At 63.3% G+C, this 16,822-nt stretch carries 13 protein-coding genes and 1 tRNA gene; all 14 read right to left on the bottom strand.

The features are described 5' to 3' along the window. On the bottom strand, positions 1 to 381 hold a 381-nt coding region (locus AC5P57_RS21860; RefSeq protein WP_465161854.1), incomplete at its 3' end, for a GTP-binding protein. 52 nt (positions 382 to 433) lie between these two features. Continuing rightward, positions 434 to 2,575: an elongation factor G gene (fusA, locus tag AC5P57_RS21855; RefSeq protein WP_005408207.1), complete on the bottom strand. Its 2,142-nt coding sequence runs from the start codon at positions 2,573 to 2,575 to the stop codon at positions 434 to 436. A 141-nt stretch (positions 2,576 to 2,716) separates the two neighbouring features. Then, on the bottom strand, positions 2,717 to 3,190 hold the full coding sequence (rpsG, locus tag AC5P57_RS21850; protein WP_004145321.1) for a 30S ribosomal protein S7: 474 nt from the start codon (positions 3,188 to 3,190) through the stop codon (positions 2,717 to 2,719). 12 nt (positions 3,191 to 3,202) lie between these two features. After that, the gene (gene rpsL / locus AC5P57_RS21845) at positions 3,203 to 3,577 is read right to left on the bottom strand and encodes a 30S ribosomal protein S12 (protein ID WP_004145320.1); all 375 of its coding nucleotides are present in this window, start codon (positions 3,575 to 3,577) and stop codon (positions 3,203 to 3,205) included. 282 nt (positions 3,578 to 3,859) lie between these two features. After that, positions 3,860 to 8,083: a DNA-directed RNA polymerase subunit beta' gene (gene rpoC, locus AC5P57_RS21840; RefSeq protein ID WP_099551231.1), complete on the bottom strand. Its 4,224-nt coding sequence runs from the start codon at positions 8,081 to 8,083 to the stop codon at positions 3,860 to 3,862. Positions 8,084 to 8,170: 87 nt separating this feature from the next. Next, entirely contained in the window at positions 8,171 to 12,325 is a 4,155-nt protein-coding gene (rpoB, locus tag AC5P57_RS21835; RefSeq protein ID WP_099551232.1) for a DNA-directed RNA polymerase subunit beta, read from the bottom strand. 356 nt (positions 12,326 to 12,681) lie between these two features. Beyond that, positions 12,682 to 13,050 carry a 50S ribosomal protein L7/L12 gene (rplL, locus tag AC5P57_RS21830; protein WP_099551233.1) on the bottom strand — a complete coding sequence of 123 codons (369 nt, stop codon included), beginning with the start codon at positions 13,048 to 13,050 and terminating at the stop codon, positions 12,682 to 12,684. A 63-nt stretch (positions 13,051 to 13,113) separates the two neighbouring features. Then, complete coding sequence (gene rplJ, locus AC5P57_RS21825; RefSeq protein ID WP_005408203.1) at positions 13,114 to 13,650, bottom strand: 50S ribosomal protein L10; 537 nt, start codon at positions 13,648 to 13,650, stop codon at positions 13,114 to 13,116. A 387-nt stretch (positions 13,651 to 14,037) separates the two neighbouring features. Continuing rightward, the gene (gene rplA / locus AC5P57_RS21820) at positions 14,038 to 14,736 is read right to left on the bottom strand and encodes a 50S ribosomal protein L1 (RefSeq protein ID WP_004154350.1); all 699 of its coding nucleotides are present in this window, start codon (positions 14,734 to 14,736) and stop codon (positions 14,038 to 14,040) included. Positions 14,737 to 14,740: 4 nt separating this feature from the next. After that, a complete protein-coding gene (gene rplK / locus AC5P57_RS21815) occupies positions 14,741 to 15,169 on the bottom strand; it encodes a 50S ribosomal protein L11 (RefSeq protein ID WP_004145248.1) in 429 nt (142 codons plus the stop codon). 299 nt (positions 15,170 to 15,468) lie between these two features. Further along, entirely contained in the window at positions 15,469 to 16,029 is a 561-nt protein-coding gene (nusG, locus tag AC5P57_RS21810) for a transcription termination/antitermination protein NusG (RefSeq protein ID WP_004154362.1), read from the bottom strand. Between the two features lie 10 nt (positions 16,030 to 16,039). Beyond that, positions 16,040 to 16,453, bottom strand: coding sequence for a preprotein translocase subunit SecE (gene secE, locus AC5P57_RS21805; RefSeq protein ID WP_005408202.1), 414 nt, complete (start codon positions 16,451 to 16,453; stop codon positions 16,040 to 16,042). Between the two features lie 49 nt (positions 16,454 to 16,502). Then, positions 16,503 to 16,578, bottom strand: a tRNA-Trp gene (locus AC5P57_RS21800). 103 nt (positions 16,579 to 16,681) lie between these two features. After that, the coding region (locus tag AC5P57_RS21795) for an EF-Tu C-terminal domain-related protein (RefSeq protein WP_487247787.1) at positions 16,682 to 16,822 on the bottom strand (141 nt) is incomplete at its 5' end.

The raw sequence follows: 16,822 nt of genomic DNA, 5'->3' as shown, positions 1-16,822 counted from the left end.
GCCGACCTGGCGCGACAGCAGGATGTGCTCGCGGGTCTGCGGCATCGGGCCGTCAGCGGCCGAGCACACCAGGATCGCGCCGTCCATCTGGGCGGCACCGGTGATCATGTTCTTGACGTAGTCAGCATGGCCCGGGCAATCCACGTGGGCGTAGTGACGGACCGGGGATTCGTATTCGACGTGCGCGGTCGAGATCGTGATGCCACGAGCCTTTTCTTCCGGCGCGGCGTCGATCGAGGAGTAATCCTTGAACTCGCCACCGAAGCGCTCGGCACCGATCTTGGTCAGTGCAGCGGTCAGCGTGGTCTTGCCGTGGTCGACGTGACCGATGGTGCCGACGTTGACGTGCGGCTTGGTGCGCTCGAACTTACCCTTTGCCATTGTTCTATACCTTGATTGTTCGTAAGTGGTTTCAAGAGAGGCTGAGCGAGGCTCAGCCCTTCTTCATGACGGCTTCGGCGATGTTGGTCGGCGCCGGCTCGTAGTGATCGAATTCCATGGTGAAGGTGGCGCGGCCCTGGGTCTGCGAACGCAGCGCAGTGGCGTAGCCGAACATTTCACCCAGCGGGATCATCGCGTTGATGATGCTGGCCGAACCGTCACCGGTGGTGTCGGAACCCTGCAGCACGCCGCGACGACGGCTGACGTCGCCCATCACGTCACCCTGGTAATCCTCCGGGGTCACGATCTCGACCTTCATGATCGGCTCCAGCAGCACCGGCTTGGCCTTGGCGAAGCCCTGCTTGAAGGCCATCGACGAAGCCAGCTTGAACGCCATTTCCGAGGAGTCGACGTCGTGGTACGAACCGAACACCAGCTTCACCTTGACGTCCACGACCGGGAAGCCAGCCAGCGGACCGCTGGTGATGGTTTCGCGCAGGCCCTTTTCAACCGACGGAATGAATTCCTTCGGGATCACGCCGCCGGTGATGTCGTTGATGAACAGGAAGTCGTCCTTGATGGCCGGAGCCAGCTTCGGATCGGCACGGTCGGCAGCGGTGATCGGCGACAGTTCGATCACGACGTGACCGTACTGACCCTTACCACCGGACTGCTTGGCGTGCTTGTAGTCCGACTTGACGTCGGCCAGGGTGATGGTTTCGCGGTAGGCCACCTGCGGCGCGCCGACGTTGGCTTCAACGTTGAACTCGCGCTTCAGGCGGTCGACGATGATGTCCAGGTGCAGCTCGCCCATGCCCGAGATGATGGTCTGGCCGGATTCTTCGTCGGTCTTGACGCGGAACGACGGATCTTCCTGCGCCAGGCGGCCCAGGGCCAGGCCCATCTTTTCCTGGTCCGACTTGGTCTTCGGCTCGACGGCCATCGAGATCACCGGCTCCGGGAACGTCATGCGCTCCAGGATGATCGGGGCGTCCACGGCGCACAGGGTGTCACCGGTGGTGGTGTCCTTCAGGCCCACGGCAGCGGCGATGTCACCGGCCAGAACTTCCTTGATTTCCTCGCGGTTGTTCGAGTGCATCTGCAGGATGCGGCCGATGCGCTCCTTCTTGCCCTTCACCGAGTTCAGCACGGTGTCGCCACCGTTCAGGGTGCCCGAGTAGACACGGAAGAAGGTCAACGCGCCGACGAACGGGTCGGTGATGATCTTGAAGGCCAGCGACGAGAACGGAGCCTTGTCGTCCGACTTGCGGGTCATTTCGACAGTGTCGTCGTCAACGTCCACGCCCTTCACGTCCGGCACGTCGACCGGCGACGGCAGCAGCTGGATCACGCCGTCCAGCATGGCCTGCACGCCCTTGTTCTTGAAGGCCGAGCCGCAGTACATCGGCACGATCTCGGTGGCCAGGGTGCGGGTACGCAGCGCATTGATGATTTCAGCCTCGGCCAGCTCTTCGCCGCCCAGGTACTTTTCCATCAGCTCTTCGCTGGCTTCGGCAGCGGTCTCGACCATGAACTGGCGAGCCTCTTCAGCCGGACCCTGCAGCTCGGCCGGGATTTCACCGTACTCGAACTTCATGCCCTGCGAAGCCTCATCCCAGTGGATGGCCTTCATCTTCAGCAGGTCGACGACGCCCTTGAAGTTGTCTTCAGCGCCGATCGGCAGCTGCATCGGCACGGCAACCGCGCCCAGCTTGGCCTTCAGCTGGCCGACGACCTTCTGGAAGTTGGCACCGGTGCGGTCCATCTTGTTGACGAACGCGATGCGCGGCACGTGGTACTTGTTGGCCTGGCGCCACACGGTTTCCGACTGCGGCTGCACGCCACCGACGGCACACAGGACGAAGACGGCACCGTCGAGCACGCGCAGCGAGCGCTCCACTTCGATGGTGAAGTCGACGTGCCCGGGGGTGTCGATGATGTTGAAGCGGTGCTCCGGCAGGGACTTGTCCATGCCCTTCCAGAACGCGGTGGTGGCAGCGGACTGGATCGTGATGCCACGCTCCTGCTCCTGCTCCATCCAGTCCATGGTGGCGGCGCCGTCATGCACTTCACCGATCTTGTGGCTCTTGCCGGTGTAGAACAGGATGCGCTCGGACGTGGTGGTCTTGCCGGCATCGATGTGAGCCATGATGCCGAAGTTACGGTAACGCTCGATGGGAGTGGAACGGGCCACGGGAGCCTCTCAGATTTCTTGGATTTCGGATGGCCGAACGCCGCCTTTCGGCGGCCTTCGGATTGGCGCAGTCCTTCTGGGACCGCGAGGCAGCACGCACCGAAGTGGTGCTGCCCTGCCTGTTTTACAAGGCCGTCAAACTCACCAGCGGTAGTGGGCGAATGCCTTGTTGGCTTCGGCCATGCGGTGGGTTTCTTCGCGCTTCTTGATGGCGCCGCCACGGTTTTCCGAGGCGTCGATCAGTTCAGCAGCCAGCTTCTTCGGCATGGTGTTCTCACCACGCTTGCGCGCGGAGTCGATCAGCCAGCGCATGGCCAGAGCCATCTTGCGCGACGAACGCACTTCGACCGGCACCTGGTAGGTGGCACCACCGACGCGGCGCGACTTGACTTCGACCGCCGGAGCGACGTTGTCCAGAGCCTTCTGCACCAGCTCAATGGCGTTGGCGCTGCTGTTCTTCTCGGTGATCACGTCCATGGCGCCGTACACGATCTTTTCGGCGACGGACTTCTTGCCGCTCTGCATGACCATGTTGATGAAGCGGGCGATGGTTTCGCTTCCGTGCTTCGGATCGGGCAGGACGGAACGCTGCGGAGTATTACCCTTACGCGACATAGTGCTCTCTCCTTATGCCTTCGGACGCTTGGCGCCGTACTTGGAACGGGCCTGGCGACGCTTGGCAACGCCGGCGGCGTCGAGCGAGCCACGAACGGTGTGGTAACGCACACCCGGCAGGTCCTTGACGCGACCGCCGCGGATCAGGACCACGGAGTGCTCCTGCAGGTTGTGGCCTTCACCACCGATGTAGGAAATCACTTCTTCCTGGTTGGTCAGGCGGACCTTGGCAACCTTGCGCAGAGCCGAGTTCGGCTTCTTCGGAGTGGTGGTGTAGACACGGGTGCAGACGCCACGGCGCTGCGGGCACTTGTCGAGCGCCGGCGAGGCACTCTTGTAGGTGGTCGCTTGCCGCGGCTTGCGGACCAGCTGGTTGATCGTCGCCATCAGTAGGTTCTTCTGATTGGTGGCCGGAAAATCCGACCAGAGATGCGGAAATGTTAAAGCAGGCCAAAATTCTGGCCTGCTGAGACAGACGATTGTAGCAACCTGCCAGGAAAGCAGTCAAACGCCTCCTGTCAAGCCCGTTCCTGATCCTGGAACGTTACTGGGGGGCCTCCATGTACCCCGTTCAGGTTGGCGGGGAGGATCGCGGACGATCCCCCTGCCCTTTCCCTACCCGTCGATGAACCGACGGGATGGTCCGGCCTTGCGGCCGGACCGGATAACTCATTCTTCGCCAGACACCTGTTCAGCTTCAGCTTCAACGGCCGGAGCCTCGACCGCGGCCGGGGTGCCGGCCAGGGTCTGCATTTCCGACTCGGTGAGACCGGAAGCGCCGCGACGGCGGTTGCTGTGGTACGCCAGGCCGGTACCGGCCGGAATCAGGCGACCCACGATGACGTTTTCCTTCAGGCCACGCAGGTTGTCCGAGGTGCCGCGGACGGCCGCTTCGGTCAGCACGCGGGTGGTTTCCTGGAACGACGCGGCCGAGATGAACGATTCGGTCGCCAGCGAGGCCTTGGTGATACCCAGCAGGACCGGATCGAAGTGCGCCGGCAGCTCGTTGCGGGTCGACAGGCGCGCATTCTCCTCGATAACGCGCTGACGCTCCACCTGTTCACCGTTCAGGAACTTGCTGCTGCCCTGGTCGGTGATCTCGACCTTGCGCAGCATCTGGCGGGTGATCACCTCGATGTGCTTGTCGTTGATCTTCACGCCCTGCAGGCGGTACACGTCCTGGATTTCCTTCACCAGGTAGGCGGCCAGCGGTTCGACACCCAGCAGACGCAGGATGTCCTGCGGGCTCGGCTCGCCGTCCACGATGGTTTCACCCTTGGTGACATGCTCGCCTTCGAACACGATGACCTGGCGGTACTTCGGAATCAGCTCTTCGTGCTCCGAACCATCGGTGTCCTTGATGATCAGGCGCTGCTTGCCCTTGGTGTCCTTGCCGAAGCTGATGATGCCCGAACGCTCGGCCAGCACCGCCGGATCCTTCGGCTTGCGCGCTTCGAACAGGTCGGCCACGCGCGGCAGACCACCGGTGATGTCGCGGGTCTTCGACGCTTCCTGCGGGATCTTGGCGACCACGTCACCCACGCCGACAGCAGCGCCGTCCTGCAGGTTGACGATCGAGCGCGGCGGCAGCAGGTACTGCGCCGGCAGATCGGTGCCCGGGATCGACAGGTCGTTGCCCTTGGCGTCGACGATGCGCACGATCGGGCGCAGGTCCTTGGCCTGGGTACCACGACGCTTCGGATCGGTGATTTCGCGCGAAGCGAGGCCGGTCAGCTCGTCGGTCTTCTCGATGACGGTGATGCCGTCGACGAAGTCGATGAAGCGGATGAAGCCGGCCACTTCCGACACGATCGGGTGGTTATGCGGATCCCAGTTGGCCACGGTCTGGCCAGCCTTGATCGCATCACCGTCCTTGGACGTGATGGTCGCACCGTACGGCAGCTTGTAACGCTCACGCTCACGACCGTGGGCATCGAGCACCGAGATTTCGCCCGAGCGCGACACTGCCACCAGCGAGCCGTTGGCATGCTCGACCGACTTGAGGTTGCTGAACTTCACCGAGCCGGTGGTCTTGACGGTGATGTTGTCGACCGCAGCAGCTCGCGACGCCGCACCACCGATGTGGAACGTACGCATGGTCAGCTGGGTACCCGGCTCACCGATGGACTGGGCGGCGATGACGCCGACCGCTTCACCGATGTTGACCAGGTGGCCACGGGCCAGATCGCGGCCGTAGCAGCGCGAGCAGACGCCGAAGGCCGATTCGCAGGAGATGGTCGAGCGGACCTTGATGGTCTGCACGCCGGCATCTTCCAGCTTGGCGACCCAGGCTTCGTCCAGCAGGGTGTTGCGGGTGACGATCGGATCTTCGTCGTTGCCCGGCAGGAACACGTCCTCGGCAACCACGCGACCCAGCACGCGGTCCTTCAGCGGCTCGACCACGTCGCCGCCTTCCACGATCGGGGTCATGATCAGGCCTTCGGTGGTACCGCAATCCACCTCGGTGATCACCACGTCCTGCGCGACGTCGACCAGACGACGGGTCAGGTAACCCGAGTTCGCGGTCTTCAGCGCGGTATCGGCCAGACCCTTACGGGCACCGTGGGTGGAGTTGAAGTACTCCTGCACGTTCAGGCCTTCGCGGAAGTTCGCCTTGATGGGCGTCTCGATGATCGAGCCGTCCGGACGCGCCATCAGGCCACGCATGCCGGCCAGCTGACGGATCTGCGCCTGCGAACCACGCGCACCGGAGTCGGCCATGATGTACAGCGAGTTCATCGACTTCTGGTCGATGGTCTCACCCTTGGCATTGACCACCTTCTCGGTACCGATGGTGTCCATCATCGCCTTGGCGATGCGCTCGTTGGTGCGCGACCAGATGTCGACCACCTTGTTGTAGCGCTCGCCGGCGGTGACCAGACCCGACTGGTACTGCTCCTGGATTTCCAGCACTTCGGCTTCGGCCTCGGTGAGGATGCCCTTCTTCTCGTCCGGGATCAGCATGTCGTCGATGCCGATCGAGACGCCGGCGCGGGTCGCGTAGGCGAAGCCGGTGTACATCAGCTTGTCGGCGAACACGACCGTGTCCTTCAGACCCAGCTGGCGGTAGCTGGAGTTGATCAGGCGGCTGATGTTCTTCTTGGTCAGCTCGGTGTTGGCCAGCGCGAACGGCAGGCCTTCCGGCAGGATTTCAGCCAGCAGGGCGCGACCGATCGTGGTGTCCACGATCGAGGTCTTGTTCTGCTTGATGCCGTCCTCGTCGGTCACCACCTCGGTGATGCGGACCTTGACGCGCGCGTGCAGTTCCACCACGCGGTTGTCGTAGGCGCGCTTGACTTCCGCGATGTTGGCAAAGGCCATGCCCTCGCCCTTCTTGTTTTCCAGCGAGCGGGTCATGTAGTACAGACCCAGCACGACGTCCTGCGACGGCACGATGATCGGCTCGCCGTTGGCCGGCGACAGGATGTTGTTGGTCGACATCATCAGCGCACGCGCTTCCAGCTGGGCTTCCAGCGAGAGCGGCACGTGGACGGCCATCTGGTCACCGTCGAAGTCGGCGTTGAACGCGGTGCAGACCAGCGGGTGCAGCTGGATGGCCTTGCCTTCGATCAGCACCGGCTCGAACGCCTGGATACCCAGGCGGTGCAGGGTCGGCGCACGGTTCAGCATCACCGGATGCTCGCGGATGACCTCTTCCAGGATGTCCCAGACTTCGGCTTCTTCGCGCTCGACCAGCTTCTTGGCGGCCTTGATGGTGGTGGCCAGGCCACGACGCTGCAGCTTGGCGAAGACGAACGGCTTGAACAGCTCAAGCGCCATCTTCTTCGGCAGGCCGCACTGGTGCAGGCGCAGGTACGGACCGACCACGATGACCGAACGGCCCGAGTAGTCGACGCGCTTGCCCAGCAGGTTCTGGCGGAAGCGACCCTGCTTGCCCTTGATCATGTCGGCCAGCGACTTCAGCGGGCGCTTGTTGGTGCCGGTGATGGCACGGCCGCGACGGCCGTTGTCCAGCAGCGCATCGACCGATTCCTGCAGCATGCGCTTTTCATTGCGCACGATGATGTCCGGCGCGCTCAGTTCGAGCAGGCGGCGCAGGCGGTTGTTGCGGTTGATGACGCGGCGGTACAGGTCGTTCAGGTCGGAGGTCGCGAAGCGGCCGCCATCCAGCGGAACCAGCGGACGCAGGTCCGGCGGCAGCACCGGCAGCACGGTCATGACCATCCACTCCGGACGGTTGCCCGATTCCAGGAAGGCCTCGATCAGCTTGATGCGCTTGGTGAGGCGCTTGAGCTTGGTTTCCGAACCGGTAGCGGCGATTTCCTCGCGCAGGCGGGTCATTTCCGACTGCAGGTCGATGGTGCGCAGCAGTTCGTACACGGCTTCGGCGCCCATGGCGGCGTCGAAGTCGTCACCGTGCTCCTGGCGGGCCTGCAGGTACTGTTCTTCGGTCAGCAGCTGGCGGCGTTCCAGGGCGGTCAGGCCCGGCTCGGTCACCACGTAGGCTTCGAAGTACAACACGCGCTCGATGTCGCGCAGGGTCATGTCCAGCATCAGGCCGATGCGCGACGGCAGCGACTTCAGGAACCAGATGTGCGCGACTGGCGAGGCCAGGTCGATGTGGCCCATGCGCTCACGACGCACCTTGGCCAGGGTCACTTCGGTGCCGCACTTTTCGCAGACCACGCCGCGGTGCTTCATGCGCTTGTACTTGCCGCACAGGCACTCGTAGTCCTTCACCGGGCCGAAGATGGCGGCGCAGAACAGGCCGTCGCGTTCCGGCTTGAAGGTACGGTAATTGATGGTTTCCGGCTTCTTCACTTCGCCGAAGGACCACGAACGGATCAGGTCCGGCGAGGCCAGCGCGATCTTGATCGCGTCGAAGTCCAGCGTCTGGCGCTGCTGGTTGAAGAGGTTGAGCAGGTCTTTCATGGTGTTCTCCAGAAGGAGGAATGCTGTGTCGATGGGCTTTCAGTTCACTGCCAGCGGCGCGGCGGCGGACCGCCGCGCCGGCATGGATCAGTTGTCTTCCAGTTCCATGTTGATGGCCAGCGAGCGGATTTCCTTCACGAGCACGTTGAAGGATTCCGGCATGCCCGCGACCATCTCGTGCTCACCGTCGACGATGTTCTTGTACATCTGGTTGCGGCCCTGCACGTCATCGGACTTCACCGTCAGCATTTCCTGCAGGGTGTAGGCCGCGCCGTAGGCTTCCAGCGCCCAGACTTCCATTTCACCGAAGCGCTGGCCGCCGAACTGCGCCTTGCCGCCCAGCGGCTGCTGGGTGACGAGCGAGTACGGACCGGTCGAACGGGCGTGCATCTTGTCGTCGACCAGGTGGTTCAGCTTCAGGTAGTGCATGTAACCCACGGTGGTGTGGCGATCGAACGCTTCACCGGTGCGGCCGTCGTACAGCTGGGTCTGGCCACTGCTCGGCAGGTCGGCCAGTTCCAGCATGCGCTTGATTTCCGCTTCGGTGGCGCCGTCGAACACCGGGGTGGCCATCGGCACGCCGTCGGTGAGGTTACGGGCCAGACGCAGCAGTTCCTCGTCGCTGAACTGCGACAGGTCGACACGGTTGGCCACGTTGGTGTCGTCGTGGTTGTAGATGTCGTCCAGGAACTTGCGCAGGTCGGCAACGGCGGCCTGGGCTTCCATCATCGCCTGGATCTTGCGACCCAGGCCCTTGGCCGCCCAGCCCAGGTGCACTTCCAGGATCTGGCCGATGTTCATACGCGACGGCACGCCCAGCGGGTTCAGCACGATGTCCACGGTCTCGCCCGAGGCCATGTACGGCATGTCCTCGACCGGCACCACGTTGGAGACCACACCCTTGTTGCCGTGGCGGCCTGCCATCTTGTCGCCCGGCTGGATGCGGCGCTTCACGGCCAGGAACACCTTGACCATCTTCAGCACGCCCGGGGCGAGGTCGTCACCGGCGGTGATCTTGCCGCGCTTGTCGGCGAAGCGACGCTCGAATTCCTTCTCGTGCGCCTGGATCTGCTTCTGCGCGCGCTCGATGGCTTCCGAAGCGTCCTCGTCCTTCATGCGCAGGGCGAACCAGTCAGCCTTCTTCAGGCCGTCCAGGAAGGCGTCGGTGATCACATCACCCTTCTTCAGGCCAGCGCCACCGTTGACCACCTTGCCCACGATCTGCGAACGCAGACGCATGTAGATGGCGGCTTCCAGGATGCGGAACTGGTCGTCGAAGTCCTTCTTGACGCGCTTGATTTCGGACTCTTCGATCTGGCGGGCGCGCTTGTCCTTCTCGATGCCGTCGCGGGTGAAGACCTGCACGTCGATGACGGTGCCGTCCATACCCGGCGGAACGCGCAGCGAGCTGTCCTTCACGTCCGAAGCCTTCTCGCCGAAGATCGCGCGCAGCAGCTTCTCTTCCGGGGTCAGCTGGCTTTCGCCCTTCGGGGTGACCTTGCCGACCATGATGTCGCCGGCGCGGACTTCGGCACCGATGTACACCACGCCGCTCTCGTCCAGGCGGTTCAGCGCCTGCTCGGAGACGTTCGGGATGTCGGCGGAGATTTCCTCCGGCCCCAGCTTGGTGTCACGCGCGACGCAGGTCAGCTCTTCGATGTGGATCGTGGTGTAACGATCCTCTTCCACCACGCGCTCGGAGAGCAGGATGGAGTCTTCGAAGTTGTAGCCGTTCCACGGCATGAACGCGATCAGCATGTTCTGGCCCAGGGCCAGTTCGCCGATGTCGGTGGACGGACCGTCGGCCAGCACGTCGCCGCGGGCGATGACGTCACCCACCTGGACCAGCGGACGCTGGTTGATGCAGGTGTTCTGGTTCGAACGGGTGTACTTGACCAGGTTGTAGATGTCCACGCCTGCGTCGGTGGCACCAACGATCTCTTCCTCGTTGACCTTGACCACGATGCGGGCGGCGTCGATCTGCACGATCTCACCACCACGACGGGCGTTCACGGTCACACCGGAGTCACGCGCCACGGCGCGCTCGATGCCGGTACCGACCAGCGGCTTCTGCGCACGCAGGGTCGGCACGGCCTGACGCTGCATGTTGGCGCCCATCAGTGCACGGTTCGCGTCATCGTGCTCCAGGAACGGAACCAGCGCGGCCGCGATCGACACGGTCTGCATCGGCGAGACGTCCATGAAGTGGACTTCCGCCGGCGGCTTCAGCAGCGATTCGCCCTGGAAGCGGCACGGAACGAACTGCTCGGTCAGCACGCTGTCGGCATTGGTCAGGGCGTTGGCCTGCGCAATGACGTACTCGTTTTCTTCGATGGCCGACAGGAACTCGACTTCGTCATAGACCTTGCCGTCCACGACCTTGCGGTACGGGGTCTCGAGGAAACCGTACTGGTTGGTGCGGGCGTACACGGCCAGCGAGTTGATCAGGCCGATGTTCGGGCCTTCCGGGGTTTCGATGGTGCAGACGCGGCCGTAATGGGTCGGGTGCACGTCGCGCACTTCGAAGCCGGCGCGCTCACGGGTCAGACCGCCCGGGCCCAGGGCCGAGACGCGACGCTTATGGGTCACTTCCGACAGCGGGTTGTTCTGGTCCATGAACTGCGACAGCTGCGAGGAACCGAAGAACTCCTTGATGGCAGCGGCGACCGGCTTGGCGTTGATCAGCTCCTGCGGGGTCAGGCCTTCCGACTCGGCCATCGACAGGCGCTCCTTGACCGCGCGCTCGACGCGGACCAGGCCGACGCGGAACACGTTCTCGGCCATTTCGCCGACCGAACGCACGCGACGGTTGCCCAGGTGGTCGATGTCGTCGACCACGCCGCGGCCGTTGCGGATCTCGGTCAGGACCTTGATCACGTCCAGGATGTCGGAGCTGTCGCCATGGGCGGCGACCAGGCGCTTGGACTCTTCGTCGTTGCGCTCACCGTAGTACTTGCGGTCGTACAGCACGGCTTCGCCGGTGGTTTCCTTGCGGCCCACGCGACGGTTGAACTTCATGCGGCCGACCGCGGACAGGTCGTAGCGCTCGAAGGTGAAGAACAGGTTGTGGAACAGGTTCTGCGCGGCATCCTTGGTCGGCGGCTCGCCCGGTCGCATCATGCGGTAGATCTCGACCAGGGCTTCCAGCTGGGTCTTGGTCGGATCGATGCGCAGGGTGTTGGACAGGTACGGGCCACGGTCCAGATCGTTCACCCACAGGGTGCCCACGGCATCCACACCGGCCTTGCGGAAGGCCTGCAGCTGCTCGTCGCTGATTTCGTCGTTGGCCTGCGCCAGCAGTTCGCCGGTCGAGGCATCGACCACGTCGTGCGACAGGATGCGGCCGACGATGTAGTCGTCCGGCACGGCCAGGGCGGCGATGCCCGAGGCTTCCAGCTGCTTGATGTGGCGCGCGGTGATGCGCTTACCGGCTTCCACGATGACCTTGTCGCCGTCGGCGAGGTCGAAGCCCAGGGTTTCGCCACGCAGGCGCTCCGGCACCAGCTCCAGCTGGACGCCTTCATCCGGGTTGATGTGGAAGGTGTTGATCTCGAAGAACTCGGCCAGCATCTCTTCGTTGCTGTAGCCGAGCGCGCGCAGCAGGATCGACACCGGCAGCTTGCGGCGGCGGTCGATACGGGTGAACAGCGCGTCCTTCGGGTCGAACTCGAAGTCCAGCCAGGAGCCGCGGTAGGGAATGATGCGGGCGCTGTACAGCAGCTTGCCCGAGCTGTGGGTCTTGCCACGGTCGTGGTCGAAGAACACGCCCGGCGAGCGGTGCAGCTGCGAGACGATGACGCGCTCGGTGCCGTTGACGATGAAGGTGCCGTTCTCGGTCATCAGCGGGATTTCGCCCAGATAGACCTCCTGCTCCTTCACGTACTTGATGGCCTTGGTCGACGACTCACGGTCGTAGATCACCAGGCGCACGGTCACGCGCAGCGGGGCGCCGTAGCTCATGCCACGCTGGCGGCACTCACGCTCGTCGAAGACCGGCTCGCCCAGCTTGTAGCCGACGTATTCCAGGGCAGCATTGCCGCTGTAGCTGGCGATCGGGAAGACCGACTTCAGCGCAGCGTGCAGGCCGTGGTCCGTGCGCTTGGCCGGATCGACGTTTTCCTGCAGGAATTCACGATAGGAATCCACCTGGATGGCGAGCAGGAACGGCACTTCGAGAATCGAGCGCTGCTTGCCGAAATCCTTGCGGATACGCTTTTTTTCGGTGAACGAATAGGACGTCATGAGGTCTTCCACCTTGTTGTGCGGATCGTGCGCCCACGATCCGAAGGGAACTTGAAATTGTCAGTTGGAAGTCGCTGGTATTGCCGGCACCAGCACGCCTTCTCCCGCTACTTCCAACTGCCAACTCGTCTGCTACCACGCCCCTGCTGCCGCGCACTGCGCTGGCCGGCCGGGGTCTGACTGCAGCCCGTGTTGGGCTTTTTGCTGCTTCCTGCATCCACGCATGGCGTGGATCTACCGATTACATCCACGCATAGCGTGGATCCACAACACCGCAACAACGACCAAAGGCCGGGGGCTTACGCCCCCAGCCTTGGCTGCATCGCCGTGAATCGGTGACGATGCAAGGTAACTGCTTACTTGACTTCGACAGTCGCGCCAGCAGCTTCCAGGTCCTTCTTCATCTTCTCGGCGTCTTCCTTCGAAGCGGCATCCTTCAGGACGCCACCGGCTTCGGCCAGGTCCTTCGCTTCCTTCAGGCCCAGGCCGGTGATGGCACGGACGGCCTTGATGACTTCGACCTTCTTGTCGCCGGCCGACTTCAGGGTGACGGTGAACTCGGTCTGCTCTTCAACAGCAGCGGCCGGGCCAGCGGCAGCAGCCACGGCAACCGGAGCAGCGGCGGAGACGCCGAACTTCTCTTCGATGGCCTTGACCAGCTCCATCACTTCCATCAGGGACTTCTCGGCGATGGCGTCGACGATCTGTTCGTTGGTAAGGGACATGATTAATACCTTTGGATGATTTTCTGGGTTGAGGTTCCGTCAGGAACCACGGTAAGTCGAAACTCAGGCGGTCTCGGCGGCCGGCTCGGCAGCGTCGGCGGCGACGTCGCCACCACCCTGCTTCTCGCCAACGGCCTTGATGGCGCGGGCAAACATCGTGACCGGCTCGGTCAGGACGCGGGCCAGCATGGCCAGGGCCTGGTCGCGGGTCGGCAGCGAGGCCAGCACGTCGACGTGGCTTGCCGGGAACACTTCGCCACCGATGGCGACGACCTTAGCCTTCAGCTTGTCGTTGCCCTTGGCGGCTTCCTTGATCAGGCGACCGGCAGCGCCGGGCTCCTCGAGCGAGAACGCGTACAGCAGCGGACCAACCATCTGGTCCTGGGCGACTGCGAACTCGGTGCCTTCAACGGCGCGCGAAGCCAGGGTGTTCTTGACAACCTTCAAGAAAACACCGGTTTCACGAGCCTGCTTGCGCATCGCGGTCATCTGGGCGACCGTGGTGCCAGCGTATTCGGCTGCGATCAAGGAGTGGGCCTTGGCGGCGACGTCTGCCAGCTCGGCGACTACTTCTTGCTTCTGGGACAGATTGAGAGCCATTGCACTCCTCCTATTGAACTCCGCTTACGGCTCCTGCCGTGTGCGGTCCTGTGCGGCATCCGTCCTGGACGCCGGGAACATCGGGATGATGTTCCGGGGGGTGGGCCGTTCTAGACCTGGAGTGGGCCAACCTGGGAAACCCAGACGTGCGTGAACCAGAAAAACTCCAGAAGGGCACCATCTACGCAGGGTGATTCCTGGGAATCGATTAAGCGCTCATGACTGCTCCGGCGGCGACTCCTTGCCAGATCGAGCTTCCGTGCCCGTCGCCGGTAGTGCCACGACCGCGCCTGCGGTCTTTGACGGCTACCGCGGGCGATGCACTGCCAGCGATGCCTTCAAATGTCACGGTCACGGCACCGAAGGTACCGTGACCGCTTGAAACAATTACTTCAGGGTCAGCGACGACTGGTCGACGGTGACGCCCGGGCCCATCGTCGAGCTGACCGAAACCTTCTGCAGGTAGGTGCCCTTCGAGGTGGCCGGCTTGGCCTTGATCAGGTCCAGCAGCAGCGCGGTCAGGTTCGACTTCAGCGCGTCTTCGGCGAAGTCGGCCTTGCCGATGGTGCAGTGGATGATGCCGGCCTTGTCGGTGCGGTAACGGACCTGACCCGACTTGGCGTTCTTCACGGCTTCACCCGGGTTCGGGGAAACGGTGCCGACCTTCGGGTTCGGCATCAGGCCGCGCGGGCCCAGCACGGTACCCAGCTTACCGACGACGCGCATGGCGTCCGGGGTCGCGATGACGACGTCGTAGTTCAGATCGCCGGCCTGCATCTTCTCGGCCAGATCATCCATACCGACGGCTTCGGCGCCAGCGGCCAGGGCTTCGTCAGCCTTGGCACCGGCCGGAGCGAACACGGCGACGCGGACCGACTTGCCGGTACCGGCCGGCAGCACGGTGGAGCCACGGACCTGCTGGTCGGACTTCTTCGCATCGACGCCCAGGCGCACAGCGACGTCGATCGACTCGACGAACTTGGCCTTGGTGGCGCTCTTCAGGATGTTGATCGCGTCCTCGAAGGCGTATGCCTTGCCCGGAACGACGGCGGCCTTGATGGCCTTCTCACGCTTGGTCTGTGCCATCTTATTAACCCTCCACCACGAGGCCCATGGAACGGGCAGAGCCAGCGATGGTACGCACGGCGGCGTCCAGATCGGCGGCAGTCAGATCCGGTTCCTTCGCCTTGGCGATCTCTTCCAGCTGCTTACGGGTGACCTTGCCGACCTTCTCGGTGTTCGGGCGCTTGGAGCCCGACGAGATGCCAGCGGCCTTCTTCAGCAGGGTGGTGGCCGGGGTGCTCTTGGTGATGAAGGTGAACGTACGGTCCGAGTAGGCCGTGATGATCACCGGAACCGGCAGACCCGGCTCGAGCTTCTGCGTGGCAGCGTTGAACGCCTTGCAGAATTCCATGATGTTCAGGCCGCGCTGACCCAGCGCAGGACCGACCGGCGGCGAGGGGTTGGCCTGACCGGCCTTCACCTGCAGCTTGATGTAACCGACAACTTTCTTTGCCATGAGTATGCTCTCCGGGTGCTAGCGCCTTTCGACAACAGGCTCCCCATCGGACCGGGAATCACGCGTCCCGGCATCGCGTTTTGAAATCATGCTGAAGGCCACCTTGCGGCGGCCTCGTCCTACTGGCTTCCCAGCGGGGAGCCGCGCACTATATCAGGTTTTTTCTTCACATGCCTGAAGCGGCACGTAAACGGAAGAAACCGGGCAAGGCCCGGCTCCCTTTGCAGCGTCGAGCCTTGCTCGACTACCACACCATCCAGCCCCCCGGAGTCGAGCATGGCTCGACTCTACAGGACAGGTCAGACGGCCTTTTCGACCTGGCCGAACTCGAGCTCGACCGGGGTGGCACGACCGAAGATCAGCACCGAGACGCGCAGACGGCTCTTCTCGTAGTTGACTTCTTCGACGACGCCATTGAAATCGTTGAACGGGCCGTCGGTGACACGGACCATCTGGCCCGGCTCGAACAGCACCTTCGGACGCGGCTTCTCGACACCTTCCTGAACGCGATTCAGGATGGCCTCGGCCTCGGAATCGGCGATCGGCAGCGGGCGGTCGGCAGTACCGCCGATGAAGCCCATCACGCGCGGGGTTTCCTTGACCAGGTGCCAGCTTTCGTTATCGATGCGCGGAATACCGGCTTCTTCGTGGGTCTCGATCTGGACCAGCACATAGCCCGGGAAGAACTTGCGCTCGGAACGGCGCTTCTGGCCAGCGCGCATCTCGACCACTTCTTCGGTCGGGACCAGGACATCGCCGAAGCGCTCTTCCATGCCGTCACGGACGATGCGATCGCGCAGAGCCTGCGCCACCGACTTCTCGAAGCCCGAATAGGCGTGAACGACGTACCAACGCTTCATGCAATTCTCCTTAGCGGCTCAGGAACAACTGAACCAGCCACTGAATGACGTAATCGAACCCACCCAGCAACAGACTGAGAATGGTCACCACCACCATCACGACCCAGGTCATGCGGATGGCTTCCTGGCGCGTCGGCCAGACCACCTTGCGCAGTTCGAAGCGCGACTCGGAGAGGAATTCGCGGGTGTCGCGTCCCTTGCCGGTCAGCATGAACACGCCGATACCGCCAACCAGACCGACCACGACCGCCAACGCACGCAGCTGACCCGCCCACGCACCCAGCTGGGTTGCGCGACCGGAGTCGGCGGAGAACCAGAACCAGACGAACAGACCGGCCAGCACCAGCAGCGATGCGGCGACATACTTGACGATATCCCCACCGTTGGCGGAGTTGTCCTTGGAGTGTTCGATCTTGCTATTCATCAGGCTGTGTCTGCTTTAGCGGCCCAGGCCGCTGGATAAGGTGGGCAGATGGCACGCCAGGAGGGACTCGAACCCCCAACCTGCGGTTTTGGAGACCGCTGCTCTGCCAATTGAGCTACTGGCGTACGTTTTGAAACTTGCCTTCCCTTAGACGGCGAAGGCGGACCGAGGTTCCCGGCCCGCCATTCGCGTAACCGGCGGCGCTATGCAACCACCGGTACTGCAGGCTTACTCGATGATCTTCGAGACCACGCCGGCGCCGACGGTACGGCCGCCTTCGCGGATGGCGAAGCGCAGGCCTTCGTCCATTGCCACCGGGTTGATCAGGGTGACGACCATCTTGACGTTGTCACCCGGCATCACCATTTC

This window comes from Stenotrophomonas sp. YJH_SMC_79 (assembly GCF_059367995.1).
Note: the sequence above shows the minus strand (reverse complement) of the source record. Positions and strands in the feature narration are given on the sequence as shown.